Annotated in this window: 23 protein-coding genes and 2 tRNA genes; 16 read left to right on the top strand and 9 right to left on the bottom strand. The window is 59.7% G+C overall.

All coding sequences use genetic code 11. The features are described 5' to 3' along the window. Positions 1-73: 73 nt before the first annotated feature. Both HMPREF2842_RS02350 and disA read right to left on the bottom strand, forming a co-directional pair. Positions 74-313 carry a hypothetical protein gene (locus HMPREF2842_RS02350; protein WP_005507607.1) on the bottom strand — a complete coding sequence of 80 codons (240 nt, stop codon included), beginning with the start codon at positions 311-313 and terminating at the stop codon, positions 74-76. A gap of 154 nt (positions 314-467) precedes the next feature. Next, a complete protein-coding gene (disA, locus tag HMPREF2842_RS02345; RefSeq protein WP_049354024.1) occupies positions 468-1,544 on the bottom strand; it encodes a DNA integrity scanning diadenylate cyclase DisA in 1,077 nt (358 codons plus the stop codon). Between the two features lie 208 nt (positions 1,545-1,752). Between disA and radA the strand changes: the two genes are divergently transcribed. Continuing rightward, on the top strand, positions 1,753-3,186 hold the full coding sequence (gene radA / locus HMPREF2842_RS02340; RefSeq protein ID WP_049354023.1) for a DNA repair protein RadA: 1,434 nt from the start codon (positions 1,753-1,755) through the stop codon (positions 3,184-3,186). 120 nt (positions 3,187-3,306) lie between these two features. Here the strand turns inward: radA and HMPREF2842_RS02335 are convergent, their stop codons facing one another. From HMPREF2842_RS02335 to HMPREF2842_RS02310, 6 genes are all read right to left on the bottom strand, one after another. Beyond that, on the bottom strand, positions 3,307-4,635 hold the full coding sequence (locus tag HMPREF2842_RS02335) for an FUSC family protein (protein ID WP_070642416.1): 1,329 nt from the start codon (positions 4,633-4,635) through the stop codon (positions 3,307-3,309). Between the two features lie 141 nt (positions 4,636-4,776). Continuing rightward, complete coding sequence (locus tag HMPREF2842_RS02330) at positions 4,777-6,504, bottom strand: polysaccharide pyruvyl transferase family protein (protein WP_070642413.1); 1,728 nt, start codon at positions 6,502-6,504, stop codon at positions 4,777-4,779. A 2-nt stretch (positions 6,505-6,506) separates the two neighbouring features. Continuing rightward, complete coding sequence (locus HMPREF2842_RS02325; RefSeq protein WP_070642426.1) at positions 6,507-7,589, bottom strand: glycosyltransferase family 2 protein; 1,083 nt, start codon at positions 7,587-7,589, stop codon at positions 6,507-6,509. A gap of 141 nt (positions 7,590-7,730) precedes the next feature. Further along, a complete protein-coding gene (locus HMPREF2842_RS02320) occupies positions 7,731-8,765 on the bottom strand; it encodes an inorganic phosphate transporter (RefSeq protein ID WP_049340429.1) in 1,035 nt (344 codons plus the stop codon). Then, a complete protein-coding gene (locus HMPREF2842_RS02315) occupies positions 8,765-9,382 on the bottom strand; it encodes a hypothetical protein (protein WP_005504391.1) in 618 nt (205 codons plus the stop codon). Before HMPREF2842_RS02315 ends, HMPREF2842_RS02320 begins: the two co-directional genes overlap by 1 nt. 396 nt (positions 9,383-9,778) lie before the next feature. After that, positions 9,779-10,552 (bottom strand): hypothetical protein, encoded by a 774-nt coding sequence (locus HMPREF2842_RS02310; protein ID WP_049340427.1) that lies wholly within the window; start codon positions 10,550-10,552, stop codon positions 9,779-9,781. 87 nt (positions 10,553-10,639) lie between these two features. Between HMPREF2842_RS02310 and HMPREF2842_RS02305 the strand changes: the two genes are divergently transcribed. From HMPREF2842_RS02305 to HMPREF2842_RS02265, 9 genes are all read left to right on the top strand, one after another. After that, positions 10,640-10,712, top strand: a tRNA-Lys gene (locus HMPREF2842_RS02305). Between the two features lie 169 nt (positions 10,713-10,881). Further along, the gene (locus HMPREF2842_RS02300; RefSeq protein WP_080974501.1) at positions 10,882-11,391 is read left to right on the top strand and encodes an asparaginase domain-containing protein; all 510 of its coding nucleotides are present in this window, start codon (positions 10,882-10,884) and stop codon (positions 11,389-11,391) included. Between the two features lies 1 nt (position 11,392). Then, positions 11,393-12,088 carry an amino acid transporter gene (locus tag HMPREF2842_RS02295; protein ID WP_070642409.1) on the top strand — a complete coding sequence of 232 codons (696 nt, stop codon included), beginning with the start codon at positions 11,393-11,395 and terminating at the stop codon, positions 12,086-12,088. 252 nt (positions 12,089-12,340) lie between these two features. Next, positions 12,341-13,078: an organic solvent tolerance protein OstA gene (locus HMPREF2842_RS02290; RefSeq protein WP_246823152.1), complete on the top strand. Its 738-nt coding sequence runs from the start codon at positions 12,341-12,343 to the stop codon at positions 13,076-13,078. Positions 13,079-13,188: 110 nt separating this feature from the next. Continuing rightward, on the top strand, positions 13,189-13,782 hold the full coding sequence (locus HMPREF2842_RS02285; protein ID WP_049349909.1) for a flagellar type III secretion system protein FlhB: 594 nt from the start codon (positions 13,189-13,191) through the stop codon (positions 13,780-13,782). A gap of 262 nt (positions 13,783-14,044) precedes the next feature. Continuing rightward, positions 14,045-15,541, top strand: a complete 1,497-nt coding sequence (locus HMPREF2842_RS02280) for an ABC transporter permease (RefSeq protein ID WP_246823149.1) — start codon at positions 14,045-14,047, stop codon at positions 15,539-15,541. Between the two features lie 93 nt (positions 15,542-15,634). After that, a complete protein-coding gene (locus HMPREF2842_RS02275) occupies positions 15,635-16,459 on the top strand; it encodes a multidrug ABC transporter permease (RefSeq protein WP_070642400.1) in 825 nt (274 codons plus the stop codon). 9 nt (positions 16,460-16,468) lie between these two features. Next, a complete protein-coding gene (locus HMPREF2842_RS02270) occupies positions 16,469-16,999 on the top strand; it encodes a hypothetical protein (protein ID WP_141752171.1) in 531 nt (176 codons plus the stop codon). Positions 17,000-17,381: 382 nt separating this feature from the next. Continuing rightward, positions 17,382-18,035: a hypothetical protein gene (locus HMPREF2842_RS02265; protein WP_070642394.1), complete on the top strand. Its 654-nt coding sequence runs from the start codon at positions 17,382-17,384 to the stop codon at positions 18,033-18,035. A 133-nt stretch (positions 18,036-18,168) separates the two neighbouring features. Here the strand turns inward: HMPREF2842_RS02265 and HMPREF2842_RS02260 are convergent, their stop codons facing one another. Next, positions 18,169-18,825: a DedA family protein gene (locus HMPREF2842_RS02260; protein ID WP_049349914.1), complete on the bottom strand. Its 657-nt coding sequence runs from the start codon at positions 18,823-18,825 to the stop codon at positions 18,169-18,171. Between the two features lie 338 nt (positions 18,826-19,163). Here HMPREF2842_RS02260 and HMPREF2842_RS02250 point away from each other — a divergent pair, with 338 nt between their 5' ends. From HMPREF2842_RS02250 to HMPREF2842_RS02225, 6 genes are all read left to right on the top strand, one after another. Further along, positions 19,164-21,323, top strand: a complete 2,160-nt coding sequence (locus tag HMPREF2842_RS02250) for a RecQ family ATP-dependent DNA helicase (RefSeq protein WP_049352321.1) — start codon at positions 19,164-19,166, stop codon at positions 21,321-21,323. A gap of 41 nt (positions 21,324-21,364) precedes the next feature. After that, positions 21,365-21,892 carry a nucleoside deaminase gene (locus HMPREF2842_RS02245; protein ID WP_049352318.1) on the top strand — a complete coding sequence of 176 codons (528 nt, stop codon included), beginning with the start codon at positions 21,365-21,367 and terminating at the stop codon, positions 21,890-21,892. A gap of 300 nt (positions 21,893-22,192) precedes the next feature. Further along, positions 22,193-22,927: an ABC transporter ATP-binding protein gene (locus HMPREF2842_RS02240; RefSeq protein WP_049352314.1), complete on the top strand. Its 735-nt coding sequence runs from the start codon at positions 22,193-22,195 to the stop codon at positions 22,925-22,927. A 2-nt stretch (positions 22,928-22,929) separates the two neighbouring features. Further along, on the top strand, positions 22,930-25,536 hold the full coding sequence (locus HMPREF2842_RS02235) for a YhgE/Pip domain-containing protein (RefSeq protein WP_070642389.1): 2,607 nt from the start codon (positions 22,930-22,932) through the stop codon (positions 25,534-25,536). A gap of 80 nt (positions 25,537-25,616) precedes the next feature. Beyond that, the gene (locus tag HMPREF2842_RS02230; protein ID WP_049337777.1) at positions 25,617-26,237 is read left to right on the top strand and encodes a TetR/AcrR family transcriptional regulator; all 621 of its coding nucleotides are present in this window, start codon (positions 25,617-25,619) and stop codon (positions 26,235-26,237) included. A gap of 169 nt (positions 26,238-26,406) precedes the next feature. After that, positions 26,407-26,493: transfer RNA gene (locus HMPREF2842_RS02225), tRNA-Ser, on the top strand. Positions 26,494-26,682: the final 189 nt, after the last annotated feature.

The following is a 26,682-nucleotide window of genomic DNA, read 5'->3' as shown; positions in this document are numbered from 1 at the left end:
TAATGCGTCCAAGTTTCGGGGCGCAGTTCATCTCCGGCACGGGGGCTTTTTTGTATAGGTCTATTGCGTGGCACTATTTGGAGGCGCGCGGCTTGGCGAAGCGGCGCTCACCCAGGTACCCGAGCAGGCTACCGAATGCGGTCCACTGTAGTGCCGCCAAAAGCAGGGTGGACAGGTCGGTCACCTCAAAGGAATTGGGGATGACCTTGAACCACAGCAGCGGCAGGTAAATCAGGAACAGAATGGGGGACGCCCACACGAAGAACGGGACGGGGCGCTTAGCCGACGGATACTTAGCTCGTGAGTACGACATTGTGACCTCCAAGGGGTGTCATGATGCTTGAGGCACCAGGGTGCGGAGGGAACTCCGCTGTCACTACATCATAATGCAAAAGGTTCTTGTGAGGCAGGAAAAGGCCGCCGTGCCAGATAGTCTCCGGCGCGGGGGCTTCTCGTATGAGCTTTTGTTAGAGGTACTTCTCCAGGCTGCTCTCCGCCATGCGGGAGAGCTGCTCGCGCACCGTGCGGGCACGAGCCTCACCCACACCGTCCACGGCGCGCAAATCCTCAAGGGACGCCGCCATCAGAGCCTGCAGGCTGCCGAAGCGCTCCACCAGACGCTCAGAAATAGCGTTCGGGATGCTCGGAATACCGGCGAGCAGACGGAAACCGCGAGGCTGCAGGGGGAACTCCAGGTCGGGGTTCTCGCCAAAGCCGACAGTGCGGGCAATCGTGCGCAGATCCACGATAGCCATATCGTCCAGGTTCTGAAGCGCCTCAACGCCGGCGGCGATCAGCTCGTCATTCGTCTCGGGCAGATAGTCGCGCAGAATCAGATCGCTGGCGGTCATCTCGGGGGCGCGCAGCTCCTCCAGCTGCAGGGCAATCAGGCGGCCGTGCACGCCGAGCTCCAGCACGTAGTGGCTGACCTCGCGGATAATGCGGTTCACCATCTCCATACGCTGAAGGGTCATCGCCACATCCGCCAGGGACACGTTGGACTCAATCTCCAGGGCCGAGAGTGAGGAAAGCACCGAACGCAGGCGCTTCTTATAGCTTTCAAGGGTCTGAATCGCCTGGTTCGCGCGGGCCATGAGGTACTGGCTGTCCTCGACCGTGTAGCGGGTGCCGTCAACGTACACCGAAATCATAGACATCGACGCGCTCACCGAAATCACCGGGAAACCGGTCTGAATCGCGGTGCGTTCGGCGGTGCGGTGGCGGGTACCGGACTCGTTCGTGTCAATGGAGGCGTCCGGCATGAGCTGCACGCCGGCGTGCAACAGGCGGGTGGCGTCACGGTCGCAGATGATAGCGCCGTCCATCTTCGCCAGCTCGCGCAGGCGCGTTGCCGAGAACTCGGTGTCGATGTTGAAACCGCCCGAAGACAGGGAGGATACGGTGCGGTCGGATCCGAGTACGATGAGCGCGCCCGTACGGCCACGCATGATGCGTTCCAGGCCCTCGCGGAGCTCGGTGCCGGGGGCGATTCGGGCGATAGTTTTAAGCAATAGGTCACTATAATTCATCTGCACAAAAAACATTGTACCTGTAAGGGTGGTTATTGAGCCAGGTCAGGGGCGGAACGGCGGGCTAAAGTGCCTCAAAAGCGAACGGATATTCTCGATATTTATACGGGAGTGCACGAGGTGAAACTATCTGCATTTAAGGGTAAAAGTGTGTTCTGCGGTACCCCTTTTCGCCGTGACTAAACACCGCGCACCATATCGCCCCAGACCCTAAAATAGACCCATGACCGCGCGCACGAAAAACACCAAAACCGCACCCGCCTACCGCTGCACCGAATGCGGCTGGACCACCGCCAAATGGGTAGGCCGCTGCGGCGAATGCCAAACCTGGGGCACCGTCGAAGAAGCCGCCGGGGGCACCCGTGCGCGCACCCGCGCCGCATCCAGCGTGCAGAAACCCGCCCAGCCCATTGCAGAAGTCGACTCGCGCGTAGCCGCCTACATGAGCACCGGAAACCCCGAATTTGATCGCGTGCTCGGTGGTGGACTCGTACCCGGCGCGGTCATCCTCATGGCGGGCGAACCCGGCGTGGGCAAATCCACCCTGCTGCTGGATGTCGCCGCCACCTTCGCGCGCGGCACCGCCGGGATTGCGGGACAGCAGGGGGCGCAGAATATCGCACCCCAGCCGCCGCGCCCGGTCCTGTACATCACCGGCGAGGAATCCGCCGCGCAGGTCAAACTCCGCGCCGACCGCATCGGCGCCATCGCGGACACCCTCTACCTGACCAGCGAAACTGACCTCGGCACCGCCCTAGCGCATATTGAGCAGGTCAACCCCTCCCTGCTGGTCATCGACTCGGTGCAGACCCTCGCCTCCGCGGAAGTTGAGGGTAGCGCCGGCGGTGTGACCCAGGTGCGTGAGGTTGCCGCCTCCGTGATTGCCGCGGCTAAGGAACGCAATATGTGCACCCTGCTCGTGGGTCACGTGACTAAGGAAGGCACCATCGCGGGCCCGCGCCTGCTTGAGCACCTGGTGGACGTGGTCTGCCAGTTCGAGGGCGATAAGCACTCGAATATCCGCATGCTACGCGCGATTAAGAACCGCTTCGGACCCACCGACGAGGTGGGCTGCTTCGACATGCACGAGGACGGCATCGCACCGGTGCTGGACCCCTCCGGCATGTTCGTCTCCAGTACCCCGCACCCGGTGGCGGGCACCTGCGTGACCGTCACGATGGAGGGCCGCCGACCCCTGCTCGCGGAGGTACAGGCGCTACTGGATCAGGCGGTGGCACCCGCCCCGCGCCGTACCGTTTCGGGCCTGGATTCGGCGCGTATTCAGATGCTGCTGGCGGTGCTGCAGCGCCGCGCCGGGCTGAACGTGGGCAAGCTCGACTGCTATGTATCCACGGTGGGCGGCGCAAAAATTGCCGAGCCCGCCGCCGACCTGGCGTGCGTCATGGCGCTTGCCTCGGCGGCGCAAAATAAGCCGCTACCGCGCAAACTCGCAGTCTTCGGCGAGGTGGGCCTGGCGGGTGAAGTGCGCGCCGTGCCGGGCATCCGCCAGCGCATTGCGGAGGTGGGCCGCCTGGGCTTCACGCACGTGCTGGTGCCCGCCTCCCCGACCGGCGTGGGGGACGTGCCCGAGGGCGTGACCGTGCGTGAGGTAACCACCCTGGGCGAGGCGCTCGCGCTGCTCTTCCCACAGAAGTAGCCGCCCGCGCATCAACAGCATAGAGATAGCGGAGGAGGGGGCTCCCGGCTGGCGTGAATACCGGCCGGGAGCCCCCTCCGCTGTGTCTTGACGGTTGCCACTGACCCCGCTAGAACCCCGCTAGGAGGAGCGGCTCTCTTCCTCGTTCTCGTGCAACATGATGTTGATCGAGCGGGTGTTGAGCTTGTTCGTGCGGTGGGTGTTCACTGCGCTATCGGTCACGTCGTCAACCACCATGGAGTCATCCATGTCAGCGTCAACAATCGGGATTGCCGAGGTACGCGGTGCGTGCTTCGTGACCGCCTCACCCAGGGGTACCAGAACCGCCACGGCATCCTTGTGGGACATACCGGTTGCCTCCATAAAGTCCACCACAATCAGGCGGAGCATCAGCACGAGCGACTCGCCCTCAAAGGTCGCCACACCCATCGTGCGCGGCTCGAGGGTGCCGGCAAGCTTAATCATGCGCTCGCGTGCCTCCATCATGTAGTGCTCGCGTTCGCCCTCCGTTGGGGCAGACATGCCCAAGCCGAGGCTCTGTGCCGCCACCGATAGCTCGGTCAGCGCGTCACTGAGCGAGAGCTGCGCGGCAGTGCGTAGCTGCACGTGGTGAATCGTGGACGCCATGCGGCGGTTGAGCACACGGTCGTTACGGATTGCCAAATCCACCGCGGCTAGGGTCTTTGCCATGCGCGCCAGCTCGCCCTTGCTCTTACGGCTATTCCAGGACAGCTCATTCATACCCTGCGCGGTGATTAGATCGCCTCGGCACGCATCATACAGCGGTTGCAGGGCGCGTGCATCAAGCAGGCTCTGGTACGCCTTGTTGTAGTCGTAGTAGCGGATTGCTTCGGAGGAATGCTGGAAAACCTTCGCGAACGCATCCATGAGAGCCTGCGCGCGGGCACGCGGGTTCTTACGCGGGTCGCGCGGCATCAGGTACATGGCGAGGAACGCAAAGGCGCCACCAACGATACCGTCGAAACTGCGGGTGAACGCATCGTCAGGTACGGGCAGCAGCAACGTGAAACAGGCCTGGAAGCTGAGCTGAATCGTAAAAATAATGCCCTTATCAATAAATCGGGCAATAATCACGGTCAAGAAAAGCACCACTGCCGCCTGCCAGGTGCCGTGACCGAGCAGAATCAGCAGAAGGTCGCCAATGAGAATGCCGAGGGTCACGCCGAAGGAGACCTCAAGGATTCGGCGGGAATGCTTAGCACCGCTTACATAGCCGAGGGATACGAGGGCGGCAACCGGCGCGAAAATGGGTTCCTGGTGGCCCAGGATGTGCTCAGCGAAAAGCCAAGCGCCCATAGACGCCGCAACAATCTGCACAGACTGAAAGAAGTCTGCTCGGACTCGGTGAATACCCTCATGAATGAACTGCCGGGTGTTCTGTTCAGTAGTGCGTAGAATCTCTGCGAATCGTGCCATGGGAACCATCATACCGGCGCGTGTGCCGTGTACAAGGGGGTAGGGGAGTGTTGGGTTGAAGTGTGAGAGACCCCGCGCCCCGGACCCCGCATAGCACCCTGGCTTGGGTGGTTTTTCGCGCGGAAACTTTAGCTCAAGGGCTCAGCCGCGAATCTAGCCGCGGAGGCGCCGCGCTACCTTCGCCAGCAGACCCTGCCGGGCGGGGTGCGTCTCGGCGGGTGATTCAGAATCAGCATCAACGGTGACGGGGCGCATCTGTTCTGCACCGTGTGCCCCGTGAATACCGTGCGCGCTGTACCCGCCGCCGATTGCGCGGGCACGTTCGAGCTGCCGACGGTGCTCGGCATCCCAGGAGTGCGCCCGGTCAGACATTGCCCACTCGAAACCCGCGGTGAGGGAGGTTTCGGTAAAAAGATCGCGGGCGGCGCGGACGGTCGCACCCAGCGGCTCGGGGAGAGCCGGGGTTTGCTCTGAGGCAGGGAAGGGTGCGGGGGCCGTACATTTCCCAGAGCCAAGAATCTGTGCGAGCAGGTAGGCACGCTCGGCTCGCAGAGCCTCCAGCAGCTCGGTGCGGCGTGCATCCGATGCCACTGCCGCGTGCCGCAGGGCGGCGGCAACCATCAGCTCGGGAACGCCACCGGCGAGCATGCCCAGCGGCAGGGTGAACTCGCCCAGCCCGTACTGACGCAGGGCACCGCCCACGCGCATCTGCGTGAAGGCGTCCGGCACGAGGGCGAGCACGGGAATACCCGCCGCGGCAGAGAACACCGCCGGGTGGTAGCGGCTGGTCAGCGTGAACGCCGCGCCACGGTGCACGGTGACGCTCTGGTCGGCGTGCAGAATCGGTAGCAGGGTCGCCGGGGTGGAGGGACTGAGCTGCTCGGCGATGCGCTGGTGCGCCTGAATATCGCCGTTGGTCGGGTCCTGCGGGTCACCGTAGTGGCTCAGGAACACGGGGGCGTAGCCGTGCTCGCGCCACATGCCGTCGAGTAGGCGCGCAATCTGCTGCGCCTGCTGGTTGGTGCATTCGTTGACGGTTACGCAGACGTAGTGCTCCGGCAGCTCATCAAGCGCCTGACCTGCAGAAATACCCTCCGCATAGTGCAGGGTACGCGCTGGGGAAGCCACCGGGTAGTCGGTGGCGTCGTCCACGCTCAGGCGCGCGTCAATACCCCGCTCACGGCACCAAGCGAGGGAAGAACGTTCACGCACCGTCACCGAGCGGGCGGTGCGCAGCATGCGCTCTAGAACCTGCGCGTCCTCGGGGCTGAGGACCGGGCCCAGGGACTGACCGGTCACGTACACGGGCACGCCCGCATGCTCGGCGGCACGCACCGCGGCGGCACGTTCGTAGAGCAGCCAACCGTAACGGGAGTTGAGGTTACCGCCGCCGGAGACCACGATCGCATCCATTGCGGCGATGGAGTCCGCGAACTCCACCATGCGCTCAACGGTCTGCTCCAGCGGATGCAACACCTCGGGCAGCGCCTGCACCTGCGGTAACGCCACCAGCTCGGCGGTGGAGGGGCGCTCCCGGTTGGCGTGCAGCTCCACCAGGATACTCTCGAGCGCCGCGAGGGTCAGCTCGCGTTCAGCCGGTGCCCAGGGGAAGAGGAAGAACGGCAGGTACTCGTAGGGTGCGCCCGCCTCATGAGCAGCCGCGCCGATATAGCGCGCCGAATGGCCCACATCGCGGGTCATGAGGGTGACCGCCGCGCCACCTTCGGAAAGCGCCTGGGCGCTCGCAATGGTCATGGCTTCGTCGCCCACGTGGTAGGTGTGCTGGCCGATATCGCCGATGACGAGTACGCGCGGTGCTTCATTAAAGTGCGGTGCTTCAGTAGCGGGCAGCGCTGTAGAAGAATGATTGTTCTCTGCCACGGCTATGCGTCCTTCTCACCGGTAGAACCAGTCTCAGTACCGCGACGAGCCTGAGAACGCTGATTGAGGGAACGCTTCGCCAAGGAACGCAGCGCGCGGCCCGGGGTGCGCAGGTGCTTCAGAACCCGCAGACGCTCCTCAATAGCCTGCTGGCGGTTCTCAATAGCCTGCTGACGGGCCTCGATACGTTCCAGGCGGCTCTCAATAGAGCGCAGAATATCTAGGGATTCGCGGGTCAGATCGTGCCCGTCAATCACGCGACGCTCCAGGTCAGCCGCCAAATGCGCCTGATACAGGTACGCACCGGGTCGGGCACCCGCCTGCAGATCCTCGCGGATAGCGCGGGCACGCACCAACGAATCGAAGCGGGCATGATCAGCCTGACGCTTCACGCTATTTGCCTCAGCACCTTCTGCGTCGGGGCGTAGCGACCAGTACGCCAGCGGCTCATCCACCAGCAGAATATCCGCAACGGAGGCGGCACGCATGTTGAACTCCCAGTCGCCGACCACCGGCAGGGACTCGTCGTAGAAACCGACCAGCTCGTGTAGGCTGCGGCGGTAGAGAATACCGATTGGCACGGCACGGTTCGTGCGGAAGAGGAACTGCAAACCCATGCCGGGCAGGCCGTCGTGGAAAATACGCTCCTCGTACACCTCGAACTCGCCGTCGGCGTTCTCACGTTCGTACCGCTCCACAACGCGGGTGGTGCACATGAGCGCGCCGCTCTCTTCCAGCGCCGCGACGGTGCGCTCCAGGAACTCGGGTGCCCACAGGTCGTCGTCATCGTGAATCGCCACGTATTCGGAGGTGGTCGCCGCCAAACCGGCGTTGGATGCCGCCTCCATGTTGCCGCCAGCGGTGGTCAGCAGCTGCACGCGGCTGGAATCCTGCGCGTTAGAACCCAGCAAACCCAGCGGGGAAGCCTCAATGACGGCGCGGGTTGCCTGCTCGTCGCCTCCGTCGTTAATCACGCAGACCGTGTAGTCGGTGAAGGTCTGCTGCGCAATATTCTCCAGCGCGCGGCTCAAGAAGCGGGGGCGGTCCTTTGTACGGACCAGAATAGCTACGGTAGGAGAAGACATAACCACAATCAGTCGAGGGTGAATGGGCCCGTGCCAGCCCAAGAACTCAACCATTATGAGGGTGTGCACCGTTCAGACTCAACCCGCCGCCCGGCTAACCCGCGACAGTGAGCATGCAGGGGCATGCACCGCCCCTAAAATCTAGTGGATGGACTGTAGAGCCACCATCGCCAGCACTCCGAACACAAAGCACGCCGGAATGGTCACCAGCCACACCAGAAGAATCTGCAGAACAATCCTGGACTTCAACGCGTTAAAACGCTGATTCACGCCCGCGCCGAGCGCCGATGCCGTTGCCAGGTGCGAGGAGGAGAACGGCACCTGCAGCAGGAAGTAGCCGATTACCTGCACCACAGCGGTGGTACCCTGAGCGACCGCACCACGGAACGGGTCTAGGCGCACCATCTTGTAGGCGAAGGTGTAGCCGATGCGGCGGCCACCGGTCAGCGTACCGGCACCCAGGCTGAGGGCAATAATGATGGTGCCCAGCAGCATCCCGCCCCAGGTGAGGGACTGAATCAGCGCCGGATCCATGATGCGTTCGCTCAGTAGCGCCCACAGCAGCAGGTACAGGTAGCCGGTCTGCAAGCCGTGTAGCAGCGAAATTGCGGAGGCAGACACCGCCAGCACCTCGCGGGCATGCTGATTCACCAGGCGCGGGTTGTGGCCGACCACCAGCCGGTAGAACGGCACCACCATCAGCCAGGACAGCAGAAAAATGAGCGGCGGCAGGTAAAAGAGCGGCAGCAGGGTCGCCCCAAAAATATGCGGCAGGAAGGCGAGAGAACCAAAGCCTTCAGCGGCGCTGTCACTCCTCGTCTGGGTCCACCAGCTCACGCCGGCGAGGGCACCGACCAGTGCGTGAGTCGAGGAGGACGGCAACCGCAGAAACCAGGTGAGCACACCCCAAATAGCGCAGACGAGTAGCGCCGCAATGATGCCGTTCAGGCCGGTGGTGCCTTCCGGGGCACTCACCCACGAGGCGGAATACTCACCGAGCAGCAGAAACGCACCGATTACACCGAGCACGTTGAAGAGCGCGGCAAGGTACAGGGCGGAGCGTTCGCCAAGGGCGCGGGTACGCACCGGAACAGCGACGGAGTTGGAGGCGTCGTGCACACCGGTAACGTAGACCGCGGCAATGAAGGCGCAGCAGGCTAGAAGACCCAGGAACATTAGGATTCCTGAACGATAATGCGGCCGATCTCGGCAGACACATCACGCATAGCGTTGGAGGCGGCGGTCAGCTGCGCCAGGAAGGTGGCGTAGCGGCGGTACCGTTCGGGGGTGTAGCGTTCGGCAATGTACGCGTCGTACTCTTCGGCGGTGCGTAGCGCCTGGCGGGAGATGCGCAGCATGTCCATCCAGTAGTTGTCGAGGCCGCGAATATCAGCAAGCTTGGGGATGACGGCGGCGGTCAGCACCGCCTGACGCTGAATGATGTCCAGGATTGAGGTGATGTGCGTGGCGAAGCCGTCAATGCTGTGCAGGGACAGCACGTGCGCGGCGCTGGTGAGCTTCTCAACAGCGTTGGTGAGCTTGCGTGCCAGCGTGTACAGGTCTTCACGCGGAATCGGCGGGGAGAAGGAGCTGCGCACCTCGGTGAGGGTGCGGAACAGCAGGTTCGTGGAGTCCGCCTCGTGGGTGAGCATGCGTTCGAAGAGTTCGGGGTACTCCGCGACGGGGGAGCCGACCATTTCTGAGAGCAACGCAGCGGCCTCACCGACCTGCGCTGAAATTTCAGCGAGGGAGGCGAGGGATTCGTTGGCGTGGGGGAAAAGTCGGTGCAGCATAGTTCCCAGTCTAACCAGTATTGGGTGGTGCGGGTGCGCATAGCCCGCGCGTATCTCATGAGCGCTCGAGCTTCAGACACAACTGCGTCGGGCTGACGGCGGCTTCTAGACGGGGTTTTAAGCAAAAAACGGTGGGGGTCGATTTCTCGACCCCCACCGGAACGTTTAGGGATGTCGGGTTGGGAGCGCCTCTCGGCGGAAGGCCGCTCGAAGCGGCTAAAGATTTGGAGCCCGGGGCTACCTATTAGCAACCCGACATCTTGTAATTATTATCCACCCGAACCCGGCGCAGAGTCAATCGGAAACAGGCTTTTCAGGCCTTTGCGGCCCAATGTGGAACCTGTGCCAATTCGCGGCACGAACCCGTATTTTTGCGCCCCGCAACGTTGTAGAAGACTAGAATGCTTCGATGTTGGTCTGCGATTTTTCCTGCGCAGAACCAGCCCCCGAGCCCCCATTAACCTGCTGACTAGCCTCAACGGCGCGTAGCTGGGCGGCGACCGCCTCCAAATCGTGCGCGATCTGCTCCATCTGCTGAGCCTGACGCGGCAGACGAGCACGACGCTCCACCGCCTCACGCTTCACCTCGTGGCTGCCCGGAACCGCACCATCCTGCCCGGCAGAGCGCGCATAATCGGTGCGGATACCCAACGCCACCACGTGCGCAAACGCGGCGCAACGTTCCATCGCAATGTCCATATCGCCGGTGTACAGGCCCGCCAGGATCTCATCAATCGTGCGGACCACCTCGTCGGCACTCGGCGGGTCGGGAACACCCGCCACCACGTGCGAACGGTAATCCTCCGCCATGCCCAGCTCAAAAGCGCGGCTCACCCCGCGCGGCGAACGATGCACCACGTCCCGCAGCCAGTACATGCGCCACAGCGCACCCGGCAGGGAGTGGGCGCTCGCGTGCGACCAGAGTTCGGCGAGCATCTCAATACCGTAGTCGTCGGTGAAGCTGACGAGCCGTTCGGTCATCTGTTCGTCGGTGCCGCGTCCGCGCATCAGCAGGATGCGTGCGGAGGCGTGCGCCGCCTCTTCGCGTGCGGCGGGGTCCATGCCGCCTTCGTGGCGTTCAAATTTCTCGGCGGAGTAGAGGACGGGGCGGTGGTGGGTACGGTGTCGTGCGCGTCCGGAGGCGCCGGTTGATGATGCGGGTGTAGACATAGGATTTCCCAGTGTACCGTTCATTGGCTGGGGGCCGGTAGTGTATAGTATTTCTATCTGCACACTTTCAGTTTTGTGTGGATAGGAGCGCCTTTAGCTCAGTCGGTAGAGCTACGGACTTTTAATCCGCAGGTCGTGGGTTCGAGCCCCACAGGGCGCACTAGCCGACCCGTCGCCTCCCGCTTTGCGGGGGTCGGCGGGTTTTTGCGTCTTCACCCTCGTGTGCGGGGTTTTACCCCGTGTTGATTCCGTGTGGTGGGGCGTGTCCTGCCGGGTTGGCCTGGCAGTTTTTGATTTGTGTACGTTGACCCGAAAAGATGAGGAAACCCGTGAGCGTCACCATTAAGAACCCCGAAGAGATCACGATTCTTGCCACTGGCGGCACGATCGATAAGTTCTATTCGGTGGCGGGCACCATGGATATTGGTGAGCCTGCCGCTAAGGACCTGCTGGACCGCGTGATTACCGATATCCGTTTTGATATTCGCCCGCTGATTGGCAAGGACAGCCTGGACATGACCGATGAGGATCGTGCCGAGCTGACCGAGGTGCTGAACGCTGTCACTAACGACCAGGTGCTCATCACTCACGGCACCGACACCATGCCGGAGACCGCCCGCTACCTGCTGGAGCACGCCGACCTGGGCGATAAGGTTGTGGTGCTGACCGGTGCGATGCAGCCCGCCGTGATGGCTCGTTCGGATGCCGGTTTCAACCTGGGTGCCGCTATTGCCGCACTGAATCTGCTGGAGCCGGGCGTGTACATCAGCATGAGCGGTCGTATTTTCCCTGCTGAGAGCGTGCGTAAGGACCGTTCTCGCGGTATTTTTGAGGGCTAAGATGGCTGATTCCGCTCGTATGCGGCGGGGTGAACCGGTTTCTGCCGCTGAGCTTGCGCCGGTGGCGGGCTCCTCGGATCTTGTGCCGCAGGAGCATATGTCGCAGGCGCAGCTCATGCAGCTGCAGGCTATGGATGAGCTGGAGCAGCAGGCTGACGAGTTCTGGAATGTCACCAGTGATTACCCGCTGCCGGCTAAGAACCTGTACCTGGTGCGTGTGCTACTGCTGGTCGTACCCTCGCTGATTACTGTTTATTACTTTATCCGCGTCACGCTTTTCCCGATTGGTGCGGTGCCGCTGGTCTATCTGGTGATGCACATGTGGGTTGCCATGATTTACCGGGCGAACCGTTCGGTGAAGTTGGTGTTGCTGGCGAATGCGGCATCCGGGGTTGCGGCGGCCATTATGACGGCGTTCTTTGCCTATGCGCTTGTGACGGTGCAGGGCCCGCAGACGCTGCTGGACCGTGTGGGCGTGTTCTATACGGTGGGCCTGCTGACGGTCATGGCGTCGTTCGCATTGGAGGTTCTGTTCTCGCTGTTCTATAGTTTGGCGGTTCGTAGGAGCTTGCGTTTGACGCGGCAGAAGCAACAATCGGAGCAGCAGGGCGCAGAAGAGCAGAAAGCAGAGGAACCGAATCCGGCAGAGCCGAATACCGAGGCGCCGAACGCTGAGGCTTCGCAGGTAGCGGAGTAGGGCTAACGCGCCCCGGCGGGCGGGGATTCTACCCCGCGTATCCGCGCCTCCGACGGGGTGATAACGAGGCGATAAGCGGCGGTGTGACACGCTCCCCGCGACGCCCAGCTACTGCTCAGATTCCCTTAAAGTACGCGTGATACGGTAGAGACAGAAACACGACCCGCACCTGCCAGGAGGCCACCCATGGGCGCTACACACCTGAACACAGATGCCGCTTCATCCGCAGAACACCCGGATGAAGATATCAGTATGCAGACCCGCTTTCAGGCGCCTATCCGTCACGTGACTCCTGCTACGCCGGAGGTGTCCGTTCCGCTGAACGTGCCGCCGGTGGTGACTGGTTCGCATCCGGTTATTTCGGCGACTTCTACCGTCATCATTCAGGATGGTACGAACCCTCCGATTGTGGTGCGTACACACCCGACGGGTCCTCTACCGCCGTTCCCGGGGCAGGGTCAGGTTCCCGCTTTTCTGCGCACCTATACCGCTGATGAGGTGAAGGAGCGCAAGCAGAAGCTCAAGAAGAACCTGCTGGTCCGCGCGGTTATCCTGTGTATTTTGACTCTGGTTGAAGGCCTCATTATCTCCCAGTACACGCAGCCGTTGGCGATTTGCTTTGGTTTTGTGGCGGCGCTTTACCTGGTGGTTCAGATGTGGCCGCTGATGCGCCCGCCCAAAGACTCGGCGGATGCCTCCGTATATAGCGTTTGGGCTATATGCTCCCTGATTGGGTATGTTGCCGTGGGGCTGGTGCTTTCACCGATTACGTTCCTGCTGCTGATGCTCGACTGGGCTGGGGTTTCGATGGGGCTTGACCCCCTGCTGATACTTGTTGTCTTGGGCTTGGTCTGGTTGAGCGAGGTCGGTTTATCGTTGCTGACCATTTACCGCTTCAACAACTTGCGAATTGCGATGGCGAACCGGGCAGATTCTCCGTTGCTACCTGAAAGTATTTCTGCGACGGTTGACCCGTCCACTTCTGCCTAAAGTTTTTTGAGGCGGCGCGGTAGATGAACGCCGCGCCGCCACCCACACACCACACACTCGCTCATACATCTTCCACACACACTATCAGCCGACATTCGAAAGATTCAGCTATGTCCGCCGTCGAGTCCTCTCCGCCATCCGCTCCGAACACCACGCATCCTACGAAGCCTGCCACCCCCACTCTCGTGTCTGTGGCGGGTTGGGTTCTGCTCGCTATTGCCGTGGGTTGGCTGGTGCTGATTGGGTACACGGGTGTCACGTATGCGACGACGCAGCTGTCGCATTTTTCGACTTGGCGCGCCCAGTCGCTGGTGGAGGCGCAGGCGTACTATCCGGTGATGTTTTTGCTGGTCAGCGCCTTCGGTAACGTGACGTTGCACGGTTTCTGCACTGTGGCGTACCTGCGTGGTTACCGTTGGGCGGCGCTGGTGCTGTCGGTGGCGTTGGCGCTGGGTGTGTTGGCATCCCTGCTGATTATGCTGGCAGTCGCGGCTCTTCTGGGTACGTTGAATGGTGCGCCGAGCCAGGATGTTGAGCTGCTGCTCAGTAGCGCCTCCCCGCTGTACACGCCGGTATATATTGCTGCACCGTACATGCTGGTGTGTGTGGTCGCGTTGGCGTTGGTGTGGTCGCGTCAGTCGCGTTCGTACATGGAAGCGCGCCGTGATTGGCGCCTGCGCCGCAGCGAGGACTACCTGATTTAGCCTTGCAGATTCTGGCTGCGGGTCCCGGACCTGCGGCTCACCGATAACTTTATTCACCCAACCACAGTTAGGATGACTCGTGCACCCTACTTCCGAACCTGCGCACGAATCCACATCGCAGACTACCCCCGGCGCTGCTAAGCGCACATATGATGAGCGGGCGGCGTTTGAAGAGGCGAAAAGAAACCTTGGCATAGTTGGCGATAGGGAACAGGAATTTAACCGGGGACTGGAGCTTCTTGGTAAAGCCTATTCCATCAGTATGACTCTCATCCTGGTGTATTTCCTCCTGGATGCGTACCAGATTATCGTTACCGCGGGCCGGAGTGTGAACATCGGCTCGTTCCTTAGCTATGCCCTGCCGAAGGTTCTGTCTGACGCTGTCTTGGTGGTGCCGTTCCTCTGGTTCGTTCTGGACTATACCAAGTCAGGGTACGTTAATCCGCGCCGCCTGCTGATGCTGTACCTTCTGCTGTGTTCCTTGAGCGGTGTGCTCTCTTTTGCGGGTGTCTTTGGTCTGGCTCAGGTGCTTTTCCCTGCGTTTACCGCACTGGATCCGGTGTCGCATCCTGCCGCTGCTTCGTCTATGGTGTCGCAGGCTCTGGTCGGGGTGATTACGGCGGGTAGCGCCGTTCTCCTGTTTTTGCTGACTCGCCCGGCTGTGGGCGTGGTCCCGAGCCCCGCGGCGATTCGGGAGCAGATGCAGATCATCAAGGACAGCATGGCGGATGATGAGGAAGAGCCGACCCGTGAGGATGTTCTTCGTCAGCTTGAGAAGGAAGAAGGCCCGGTCAAGGACTCTACCGAGCAGCTGTTGCGTGAGCTTTCTGCCGATTATGCGCTCTCGAATGATCCGGTGGAGAAGAACCGCCTGCTGGCTGAGATACAGCAGATTCAGCGCGCCCAGAAGACGGGTGTAAAGCCTAACTTCGGAGGCACGTCTGGCGGGTCGGCTAAGCCCCAACAGGAAGCGCACGAGGGTGCGGAGGCGACCGCCGCCTCCACCGCGCCTGCCGCCCCTCAGGTGGTGCTCCCGCCCCGCCCGAAGACGCTGCGCGGCGTCATGTGGCTCGCTACAGCCATTATTATTCTGTCCGCAATCCAACGTATCTATGTATCTATCCATAACGAAGTGCCAGACCGCGTTATGGAAAATATGCCGGGCATCATCATTTCAGGCATATTTGCTACCTTCATCTTCTCTCTCATACCGATTTTCGTCCTCCGTCGACTGTGGAAGGGCCGTAGATGGGCGTACTTCCTCACCCTCTTCGGTAGTGCTTTTGTGGTTTTTATCGGGGCGATGAGTTTGCAATCTTTCATCTCGGCTGATTATTTCTCCAGGCTGGCGGATGAGTCGTTGACTTCAAGGCCCCGAGACTACGTAGTTTCCATCGTGGTGAGTGACATTATGGGAGCTTTTCTTACGGCCTTCTACCTGCTGATAGTCGTGCTGCTCATGAGCCGTCCCACCAGGTCGTTTATGGCTACCGCGAGGTTGGCATGGATAGAAGCACGTGAACAGGTGAACGCCGGTGACGGTTGGATTGTTGCGCATCAGGATGCAGAAACGCGTACTCACCTGGAAGAAGAACAGACACGCAGGGAAGAGAAGGAAGCTAACCGACGCGCTGAAGAAGCGGCCGCGCAACAGTACAAGACGACCCGCCGCACGGATGCGAGGAGGAACTCCCGCAACGAACAGCGTGGCTATAAGGATACTTCCGTGTACACCGAGGAAGGCTACCGCCTCAACTAGGGCGGGAAGCCCCTCCCCATGGGGAGACTCTTTGCCACCCGCCCTGCGCTATAGCGTGCGGGGCGGGGGTGCGAAGAGAAGAAAGGAACAACGATGTCAGAACGTACCCCAAAGCAACCGCTAAACGATCCGGAGTACACGGTCCCCGAGTACAGCGTGCTGTTGCCCTCCGACGAGGCTGAAAATAGCACGGTGGAGAGTGGCGCGGCAGAGGACAACGCGCCCGGTGACAGCGCCCCCGAGCACGCCAGCACCCCCAAGCAAACCACTCCCGGCTACCGGGAGGCGACCGCTGGCTACACTGCCGCCTCTGAGCAGATAATTCCGGAGCGCCCGAAGGCTATGCGCAGCGTTATGTGGTGCGCTGCCGCCATTATCGTGCTGGGGCCCCTGAGTAATTTTCTGCCGATTCTAAGCTGGTCGTATATCGATTTTGAGATGGTGGTGAGTGTTTTCTTCTCTGCCCTGGTGGTTACCCTCATCATCTCCGCCATCCCAATTTTTATTCTCTGGAAGATCTGGGATGGCCGCGAGTGGGCGCGCATTCTTACCATCATCTACTGCGCTCTCGCGGCTGCTAGCGGTGTGCTTATTCTTGCGGATAATTTCTCGGGGTTAAGCTCTAGAGCGGCTGCGGCGTCCAGCCTGGTGCGTATCCTGAGCGGCGTTTTTACGCTCGTTCTCTACCTCCTGATGATTGTGCTGCTGACTCGTGCTCCTATTAGGGCGTACACCCAAATCGTTAGCGGGGCACGTGCACTAGAACACCAGCAGATGATGTCTGAGACGAGACAGGCTGCCGGTCAGGTACCGGCGGAACTTCGAGAGCTTTTCGCTGATGATGAGGACGGCGAACGCACCTCATCAGGGGAGAACACCCCTCGACCCCCGCACCGTAGCGCGGGATGGGGAACATAGAAAGGAACAATGATGTCAGAATACGGATCTCCGGGGCTAGCCCCGCACTACCAGCAAAACCAGCCGTATCAGCCGCATTCTAACGGCCGCCCCGCTGCTCTGATATGGGTAACGGTGCTTACCGTGCTAGTTATTCTGATTGGGACAACCCAGTCTACTGTGGGTGCTTTGGAGCGGAACCACACCTCCATGAATTCAGAGGCGCTGGTGCAAGTAACGATCCCTGCACTGGTCAAAATTATCCTGTTGGATGCGGTGACTCTTATTGCTCTGCTGTTCCTCTGGTTGAGGCGTAATTGGGCGCGTATCGTCAGCATTGTTTTGAGTATTCTCGGTGCGCTGGGCGGTCTTTTTTCTATTTTTGGTTCCGTCATACTCTTCAACTCTGTTGATGTGCAGGCGCTGAGCGGCGCCGAGCTGGCGCACTTCATTTTTGTCCTTGTGTTGGTGAATCTACCTACCGTCTGCCATGCGGTGATAGCGGTATTGCTGTTCACTCCAGGTATGCGCCGATACACGTACGCGGCTGGCTCATACTAAAGGCCTGTTGGCGTGAGAAGGCTGTGATAGAGCCCGATGCGTGAGCATCAAACAGAGCTTGCTGTGGGTGGCAAATTTCTGCGCCTCTTCCGTCGGACTTCTAAAGGCGAAAGGGTGGGGATACCAAACGGTATCCCCACCCTTTCGCGTTAAACATCGAAATCTTCTAGCTGGTAAAACCCTTTGAGTTGCCTAAAAGGTTCCAGGCTTCGTATAAAAACTCTACAAGGCCCGAAGAACTTACTCTATACTGAAAAAGTATTATTCTCTCAGCTAACTACATCAAATAACCCTTTTGGGTAGATTTCACGTAAATCTACCCAAACAAGGGCAATAATCACCGACTTACGCACCATAGTGCGAGCATACGAGAGAAAGAACGATGATGTTGAACAATACTTCCGGTGCCTCCGCGGGCACGCTGGCACCTCAGCCTAGCGCCGCAGCATCGAACTTTCCGGCACTGAACTTTGCGGCACCCGCCGCAGTGACGCCTCAGTTTCTGGTTCCTGCTGGTGTCCACCCCGTACACAGCGCGCCAGGCACTCAGCGTGCTATCAATCTTCCGTCGCGCCCCATTGCCATCTGGGCTGTATCCCTATTCTTGGTGCTGTACATGTCCACATACCCTCTACAGCCTCTTGTGGGTCTAGAATTTACGGGCGCTTACATGTTTGCAGGTATGACGATGGGGCTTACGATGGTTCTCCCCATTGTCCTTGGAGCAGTCTCTGCCTGGTACCTCAATGAGGGTTATGAGTGGGCGCGAGTGGTGATTATTATCGAGGGCGCGTTACGCATGATCCTGGATATTGTGTATGTAGGTCTCTGTGCCCACGTTTTCTTTGACAATGGATACAATTCGCAAATGCTTAGGGTGTTGTTCTTTGGCCCGTTTATGACCCTTGAAGTCTTGTGCGCGAAGCTCGCCTTTGATTTTATCAGCCGCATCGTGATTATTGTTCTTCTCTGCCAGCCGCAGGTGGGGCGGTACATCCAAATGCGTGGAGGCCTGCGACGCATGGGCGTAAAGTAACCTCGCGGAGGTGTAGCTGGCTTCCGGGGGCATCACCTCCACCGGGTTTGAGAGAACGCAAAAAGGTGGGGATACCAAACGGTATCCCCACCCTTTCTCATCCCCGGCTCAGCAGCCGAGAAGGACTCACGTATTACTCAGCAGATTCCTGCTTCGCCTTCGAACGGCCACGCAGGTACTCGATAATAACCGGCACCACAGAAACCGCCACAATAATCACAGCAATGTACTCAATGTTGTTGTGCACGAACGGAATACCGCCCAGCAGCACACCCGCCAGACCAATCAAACCAATCCACGCAACCGCACCAACAACATTCCACAGGTGGAACTTCTTACGGTCGTACGAAGAAATACCAGCCGCAAGAGACACAAAAGTACGAACAATCGGCACGAAACGACCCAGAACCAGAGCCAAACTACCGCGCTTCTGGAAGAACTCCTCAGTAGTGTGCAGGTTCTTAGTGCTCAGAATCTTCGCGTCATCCTTGAAGATCTTACGGCCGTAACGGGCACCAATCTGGTAGCCAACCTCAGCGCCAGCAATAGCAACCAGCACCAGGACCGGGAAAGCAACCCACAGGGACAGGCCCATCTGCTCATGAAGCATACCCAGAGCAAAAATCAGGGAGTCACCCGGAAGAACCGGGAAAAGAACACCGGACTCAATAAATACGATAATTGCCGAAACAACCAGAACCCAGGGGCCGGTATCGAGCAGGAACTGCTCAAGGTCGAGGCCCAAGAGCGCAACCGGAAGATGCGCCAAAGCGATGGCAAGAAAAGTCATGAAAAATCCTGAACTGTGAGTGGACCGCACGCACGGATCGGCGGCGGAATAACACCAGCATAGAAAGTGTACCTATGGTGAACATTGTGCAAAACTATGCGGAGGCTGTGTATTACTGGCACAATTCTACCGGCATTTACGCCGGACGCACGGGTGAGCGAGGCGTAAATCTCCCCACCATCGCGGCTAAACAGCCGGAGGTGACGCGGCGCTCGCACGCTTCCTCAAGAAATGACTATCCGCAGAGCCGGGCGATACCGGGGTGTGACATGATGGAAAGAGAGCACGGCGCGTCGCGGCGTAGCGATTGACCCAACCATCCACCGTTGGAGAGAACCATGAACCCCGAACAGCCAGCGTCCAGCCCCGCCGATCTCCTGCATGCTGAAGCCCGTGAAGTGTTGCGCTGCCTCACCGGCGTCACTAATGCCGAGTTCCACGACGGCCAGTATGAGGCGATTCGCGCCCTCGTAGCCGACCGCGCCCGCACCCTCGTCGTGCAGCGTACCGGCTGGGGTAAGTCTGCGGTCTACTTTATTTCTTCCCTGCTGTTGCGTGCCCGCGGTATGGGCCCGGCTCTTATCGTCTCCCCGCTGCTTTCCCTCATGCGTGATCAGGTTGAGGCGGCATCCCGCGCGGGAGTGCGTGCCGCCATGGTGAACTCCGCGAACGTCACCGAATGGGATGAAATCCGTACCCGCCTCGAAGCTGACGAGCTTGATGTGCTCCTGGTGGGCCCCGAACGCCTCAATAACCCGGCGTTCCGTGAGCAGTGGCTGCCGTACCTGCTGCCGCGCCTGGGTCTGCTCGTCATTGATGAGGCGCACTGTATTTCTGACTGGGGCCATGACTTCCGCCCCGACTACCGCCGTATTGGTTCGCTCATTAGATCTCTGCCGGTGGGTGTGCCGGTGCTGGCGACTACCGCAACCGCGAATGACCGCGTTAGCCGCGATATCGCCGAACAGCTCAGCACCGATACCACCGCACCCGTGCATGTGCTGCGTGGTCCGCTGTCCCGCGAGTCCCTGCGCCTGGGCGTTCTGACCCTGCCCCATGAGGCGCAACGCATCGGTTGGCTGCTCACGCACCTGAACAGCCTGCCCGGTTCGGGCATTATCTACACGTTGACTGTCTCTGCGGCAGAAGATACCACAAATGCTCTGCGTGCCAGCGGCTACAAAGTGCTCGCCTACACCGGCAAAACTGACCCGGATGAGAGGCTGGTTGCAGAGCAGGCACTCAAGGAAAACCGGGTGAAGGCTCTTGTCGCGACAAGTGCCCTCGGTATGGGTTTTGATAAGCCTGATTTGGGTTTTGTCGTGCACCTGGGCGCGCCGTCGTCTGCGGTGAGCTACTACCAGCAGATTGGCCGCGCCGGACGAGGCGCCGTCAACGCTGATGTTCTGCTCCTGCCCGGTCGTGAAGACCGCGCCATTTGGGAGTATTTTGCGACAGCCTCCATGCCTAACGAGGAGCAGGCGTTGGCGGTGCTGGATACCCTCGCCCAGTCCCCGGAGGGGTTGAGCATTACCGCGTTGGAGGCGCGCGTTCAGTTGCGCCGCTCCACCCTGGAGCTTCTGCTGAAGGTGCTGGATGTTGAGGGTGCCGCCGTGAAGGAAGGCAACTATTGGCGTCGAACCTCTTCGCCGTGGCAGTACGATAGTGCCCGTTACGCGGCGGTGGCGCAGGCGCGTGTGCTGGAGCAGAACGCTATGCTCGAGTATGAACGCACTAGTCAGTGTCGTATGCTTTTCCTGGCTCAGCAGCTTGATGATGCTTCCGCGACTGCTTGTGGTCGTTGCGATGTGTGTGCGGGTCCCTGGTACCCGGTTGAAGTTCCTGCTGAGGCGCAGCAGGCGGCGCAGAGTAGCTTCAATACGGTGGGTGTGCCCCTGCAACCGCGCCGTATGTGGCCGAGCGGGCTGGATCAGCTGATGGGTGCGGATGCGCCGCGCGGTCGTTTGTCTAAGGATGAGCAGGCTGAATCCGGTTACGCTTTGGCGCGTCTGAGCGACATGGGGTACGGTACTCGTCTGCGTGAGTTTCTGGCGACGAATGAGCTGGGTGAGCCGGTTGATTCTGAGGTCCCTGCCGAGCTGGGTCGTGCTTGCGTGAAGGTGCTTGCCGCTTGGGAGTGGTCTGAGGCGGGTCGTCCGGTGGCGGTGTTGACTCTGCCTTCGCCGGTGCGTCCTCGTTTGGCTCAGTCCCTGGGTAGGGGATTGGCGTCGGTGGGTCGTCTGGTGGATTTGGGCTGGGTGTCTCTGGTGGGGGAGCCGCGTTTCTTTGGCGGTAATAGCGCGTTCCGTTGTGCGGATGTGCTGCGCTCGTACCGGGTGCCTGCAGAGGTTCTGGACTATGTGCGTGAGCATCGGTGCCCTGTTCTGCTGGTTTCTGATGTGGTGGATTCGCGGTGGGCGTTTACGGTTGTGGCGCGTGAGCTGCGGCTGGCAGGTGCTTCTGCGGTGTATCCTTTCTCTTTGGCTGCCACCCACTAGTTGCGCCCATTAGTGTTTATTTATTCCCCTGACGAGGTTGTATGTCATATTCGGAATATTCAAAATTGACGGTCACAGACGGTTCTTCCGCTGTGCTCAGCGATATTCCCGCTCGCCCCGAACACGGCGAGTGGATGGTCCGCGCCCTCGCCGAGGGTGCCGCCGCGGGTGAGCGTGGCGAGATCCCTATCGGTGCTGTGGTGGTGGATGAGCAGGGCGTCATTATTGGTTCGGCGGGCAATACCCGCGAGCGGGAGCATGACCCCAGTGCCCATGCGGAGGTGAATGCGATTCGTCAGGCGGCGGCGCATCGTGGTCAGTGGCGCCTGGACGGGTGCACGCTCGTGGTGACGGTTGAGCCGTGCCTGATGTGCGCCGGCACGATCCTGGCGTCGCGCGTTTCGACGGTGGTTTTTGGAGCCTGGGAGGAGAAGACGGGGGCTGCTGGCAGTCGTTACGATGTGCTGCGTGACGGCAGGGTTGCTCCGGCTCCCGAGGTGTATGCGGGTGTGTGTGCTGATGAGTGTGCGCAGCTGATGGTGGACTTCTTTAAGGAACGCCGCCCCTGATCGCCCCTAGGCCTCACCCCTAAAAGATGGTTCGTAAAACGCGAAAAGCCGTGCAGAGATTACGTGGCTTTTCGCGTTATTTGTACGAAAAACCCGATTTATTTGAAAAATACTTCAAAAATTTCAAAAATGACCCCTGAATTTCAAGAAAAGCCCACCACATCACACATAACCGGGTCTACCATATATAGGCATTGGAGCCTCCGCCTGCCCGCGCTTGACGTTTAATACCCCGCGCGGTGCCCGCGGATGACTCCCAGAAACTCACCCGAACCATCCATTCTCTGAGGGGATCTAACCGTGTTAAGCGTTGACAATATTTGGGCGAAAGGGCGCCACACTCCGCTTTTTGACCGCACCACCTTCTCAGTGGGTGAGGGTGAAGTCATTATTGTTCAGGCGGATAGCCAGTTGGAGCGTACCTCTCTCGCGTTGGCGCTGACTGGTCGCCTTCCCCTGTCCGGCGGCACGATTAGCTGGAGCGAAGGCGATGATGAGCCTCGCCCTATTTCGATGAAGCGTCTGCGTGCTCTCAGCAGCGTGGTGGACTCTCCTGATGTGACCGCTCCTGAGCAGCATATGCGCGTGCACGATTACGTGTCGGAGATGCTCTCCTATAACCTGCCGATTTTTGGTCGTTCCCGCGCGAGCCGCTGGCTGGCCGAGCGCGGTCTTGAGGACCTGGACGGCTTGTGGATGGACGAGATTAGCGGCGAGATGAACATTGAGCTGATGGCTGCTTTGGCGCAGCATAGCCCCTCTGACTTGCTGGTTTTTGATACTCCTTCCCGCCACCTGAACCATACGTACATGTGGCTTCCGTACCTGGAGGAGCTTGCCGCCGATGAGGACCACCCGCGCACGGTGGTGGCGATTGTGCCTCATATTTCTGAGTCTTGGCATGGTGCGCGTGCTGTGGTCGGTCGTGCCCCTGAGGAACAAGCCTCTGAGGAAAACGTGTCGGCTCCTGTTGAGGGCGAGATTGAACCCTCCAATGATTCCCCCGAACATGGCGAAAACGCTGAGAAGGAGTAAGAATGACTGTTCTGCGTGTTGCACTCGTTGAGCTGAAGCGCCTGACCAGCGGTGTTCTGCCGGTTCTGGTGCTGCTTGCGATGTCCTGCATTCCTCTGCTGTACGGCGCCCTGTACCTGTACGGTAACTGGGATGCTTACGGCCATGTGAATGGCATTGTGGGTGCCCTGGTGGTTGAGGATGAGGGCGCGGAGGATTCTGAAGGTAAGCAGGTGAACACCGGTGCTGATGTGCGCCAGTCCCTGCTGGATGCTGGCACGTTTGATTGGCGTCAGGTGCAGACTCGCACTGAGGCTGTTGAGGGCGTGGAGAACGGCACCTATGACTTTGCGATGGTGATTCCGAAGGACTTCTCCCGTAATTTGCAGAGTGCCGGTTCGTTCAAGCCTGATGCTGACGGTAAGACGGGCACTATTGATGCGCGTTCGGCGGGCATTGAGGTCATTACGAATGATGCCAATAACTATGTGCTGACGAATATTGTCACGAAGGCGGGCACTGCGGTGCGTGATTCGGTGGCGGAGAAGGTCGGTAATTCTACGGCGAATTCGCTGTTGGCTAGCTTCACGACGATTCATTCGAAGATGGGTGAGGCTGCTGATGGTGCGTCGAAGGTGAATAACGGCACGGTGAAGCTGGCGGACGCTATCACTCAGCTGAAGGACGGCACTGCCACGGTGAATGATGGTGCCGTGAAGCTGAAGGATGGTACTTCTTCTCTGGCTGATGGTCAGTCCCAGTTGTTGGATGGTCAGAAGCAGTTGGCGGAGGGCGCCGCGAAGCTTGCTGATGGCGTTTCGACTTTGGATTCTGGTGCGGCGAAGCTGGATTCTGGTGTCGCGAAGCTTGCTGATGGTGCCTCGAGTTTGAAGGATGGTTCGTCGACCTTGGCTTCGGCTGCGGCGTCTGCGTCTGATGGTGCGGCGAAGCTGAAGGATGGCTCGGCGACCCTGGCGGAGGGCACTGCGAGCTTGAAGAGCGGTTCGGCGGCGGTTGCGAAGGGCGCTAATGATTTGGCGTCGGGTATCCATCAGATGCGTGAAGGCATGGATCAGGCGGGTATTCGTGAGTTGCCGGCTGAGCTGAACGCGATGTGCATGCGCCTGCATGAGACGGATACTTCTGCCGGTAGTGGCGATTTTGGTCGTGATCTGTCGAATACTGTGGTGTCTGCGAGTGCGCAGAAGGTGCGTGCTCAGGTGACTCCGCTGGTTGAGGCGGGTACGTTGACTCAGGAGCAGGCTGATCAGCTGGTGGCTGCTGTTGATTCTGAGGAGACGAAGAATGAGGTTGCTGAGCTGAATCAGAAGGCTCTGCAGTCGCATCTGGCTACTCGTGATGCTGCCGCTGCTGATGCCCTGTCGAAGCTGAGCGCATTGAAGTCGAGCCATTGTATTTCTGATGGTTCGTCGTCGACTGCGGTGAAGATTCAGACTTTGGTTGCTGGCGTGGATTCGCTGGATTCCGGTGCGTCTTCGCTTGCCAAGGGCGCTTCGTCGGTAGCTGATGGCGCCGCTCGTGTGGATGCTGGCGCGTCCTCGTTGGCGTCAGGTTCGGCGAGCCTGGCTGATGGTAATTCTAAGATTGCTTCGGGTGCTTCGAGCCTTGCGAGTGGTTCTGCGACTTTGTCTGGTGGTGCTTCTGAGCTGAAGGAGGGTACTGATTCTTTGAAGAGCGGTACTGCCGAGCTGAAGGATGGTAGCGGTACTTTGGCGCAGAAGGAGCAGTCTGCGGTTGAGGGTCAGCAGAAGTTGGCTGATGGCGCGAATGAGCTGAAGGATGGTGCGTCGCAGCTTTCTGACGGTACGGCGAAGCTGTCTGATGGTTCTGCTCAGCTGAATGATGGTGCTTCCGAGTTGAAGGATGGTACTTCGTCGCTGGAGAGCGGCCTGGCTTCTGGTGTTAAGCAGGTTCCGAGTCTTGCGCCGACTGATCAGGCGAAGGTTGCGGATACGATGTCGAACCCGGTGACTTTGTCGCATGATTCCTTGGCGTCGGCTCGTAACTATGGTGAGGGCATGGGTCCGTTCTTCATGTGCTTGGCGTTGTGGATTGGCGGCTTGATGCTGGTTCAGACGCTGCGCGTGATGAATAACCGTGCGTTGGCGTCGCATGCTCCGTCGATTCGTGTGATGCTCGGTAGCTGGATGCCGTTCGGCCTGGTGGGTATTGCTCAGGCGACTCTGATGTTTGCCGCGATTAAGTTTGGTTTGGGCTTTGAGATGGCTCATCCGTGGCTGGTGTGGCTGTTCCTCTGCTATGTGGCTTTGGTCTTTACCGGTTTCATTCATGGTTTGACGGTGATTTTGGGTGCGCCGGGCAAGCTTGTTGCTTTGGTCATTCTGATTCTGCAGTTGATTACTGCGGGCGGCACGATGCCGTATGAGACTTTGCCTGAGTCGATTCGTTGGATGCATGATTTCTTCCCGATGGGTTATGCGGTGGCGGGTACGCGTCGTTTGGCGTATGGCATTAATGAGTCGAGCCTGTGGGGCATCATGCTGGTTTTGACTCTGTGGGGTCTGGCTGGTCTGATGTTGGGTTACATTGGCACGCGTCGTGATCGTACGTGGTCGCTGAAGAAGCTGGCTCCGGAGATTACGGTGTAACAAACCCTGTTTGGTCGCACCGGGGGAAAACTGTCTAATAAAATAGAGATATATCTGCAAAAAGGGAGGGAGGACTGCTGATGTTGCAGCGCCCAGTCGCTGAAGCTTCAAGTCGTCGTCCCGGCCGTACAGGTAGAACTCAGTTGAAGTTGTTCAACGCTGCTATGGAAATCATGACCGAAAAGGGGCTTGAGTACGCCACTGTTGAAGAGGTGGCTGCCCGGGCGGGTGTTTCTAAGGGAACCGTGTATTACAACTTCGGTTCTAAGAAGACCATGGTGGATCAGCTGGTTCAGTACGGCACGCAGTTGCTGCTGAGCGATGCGCGTCGCGCGGCGTCGGTTCATTCTGATCCGCGTGAGGCGTTGCGGAGCGCTGTTCGCGCCGCGTTCCAGTATCTTGAGGACCGTCCGGGTTTTACTCGGATGTGGCTTGCGGAGACGTGGAAGGGCGCGGATGGTTGGACCGAGGCGATGAGCGATAACCGTCTGAATCTTCTGGATTATTTGCAGGAGATGACGGAGGCTGTGGCTCGCCGCTATACGGTTGATACCGCTCAGAATCCGCGTGCGATTGCGATCTCTATGTTCGGAGCGATTTATATGCTTGCTATGGATCGTGAAGTGCATCAGGCGGAGCGCAATGCTGAGGATGCAACGCGTGCTGTCATGCTAGTTGTAGATGGGTATATCCGTCATTAGGCGGACCTGTTGGGGTCTGCAGACGTGCCGGGACTTTCGGGGTCGGGTGTCGAAAAGGGCGCGGTGAAAAGGGGCCGTGAAGAGGGCGACACCCGGCTGCCGTACGCGGCACGATAGGTGGGCTCGTTCTTGCCCTCCTGTTGGGGGTGTGCTATAGTTTTCCACTGTTGGTGGTGTGTCCGAGCGGCCGAAGGTGCATCACTCGAAATGATGTTTGGTGTAAAAGCCAACGGGGGTTCAAATCCCTCCACCACCGCACCAACGAAAACCCGTCGAGATTCGTCTCGGCGGGTTTTTGCATGTCCGGATTGTTTCGGATTGTTCTGGGGTGGTGTTGGCGGGTGCGTTGGTGGGTGTTTGTGCGGGGGTACTTCGCCTCGTTTTATAGGTTGTGTGCCACTTCCGGGGCTTTGCCGGTGCTTGCTGATTCGGGGGTGGGTAAAAT

It is taken from the genome of Rothia sp. HMSC069C10 (genome assembly GCF_001812205.1).
GTDB lineage: Bacteria > Actinomycetota > Actinomycetes > Actinomycetales > Micrococcaceae > Rothia > Rothia mucilaginosa.
Note: the sequence above shows the minus strand (reverse complement) of the source record. Positions and strands in the feature narration are given on the sequence as shown.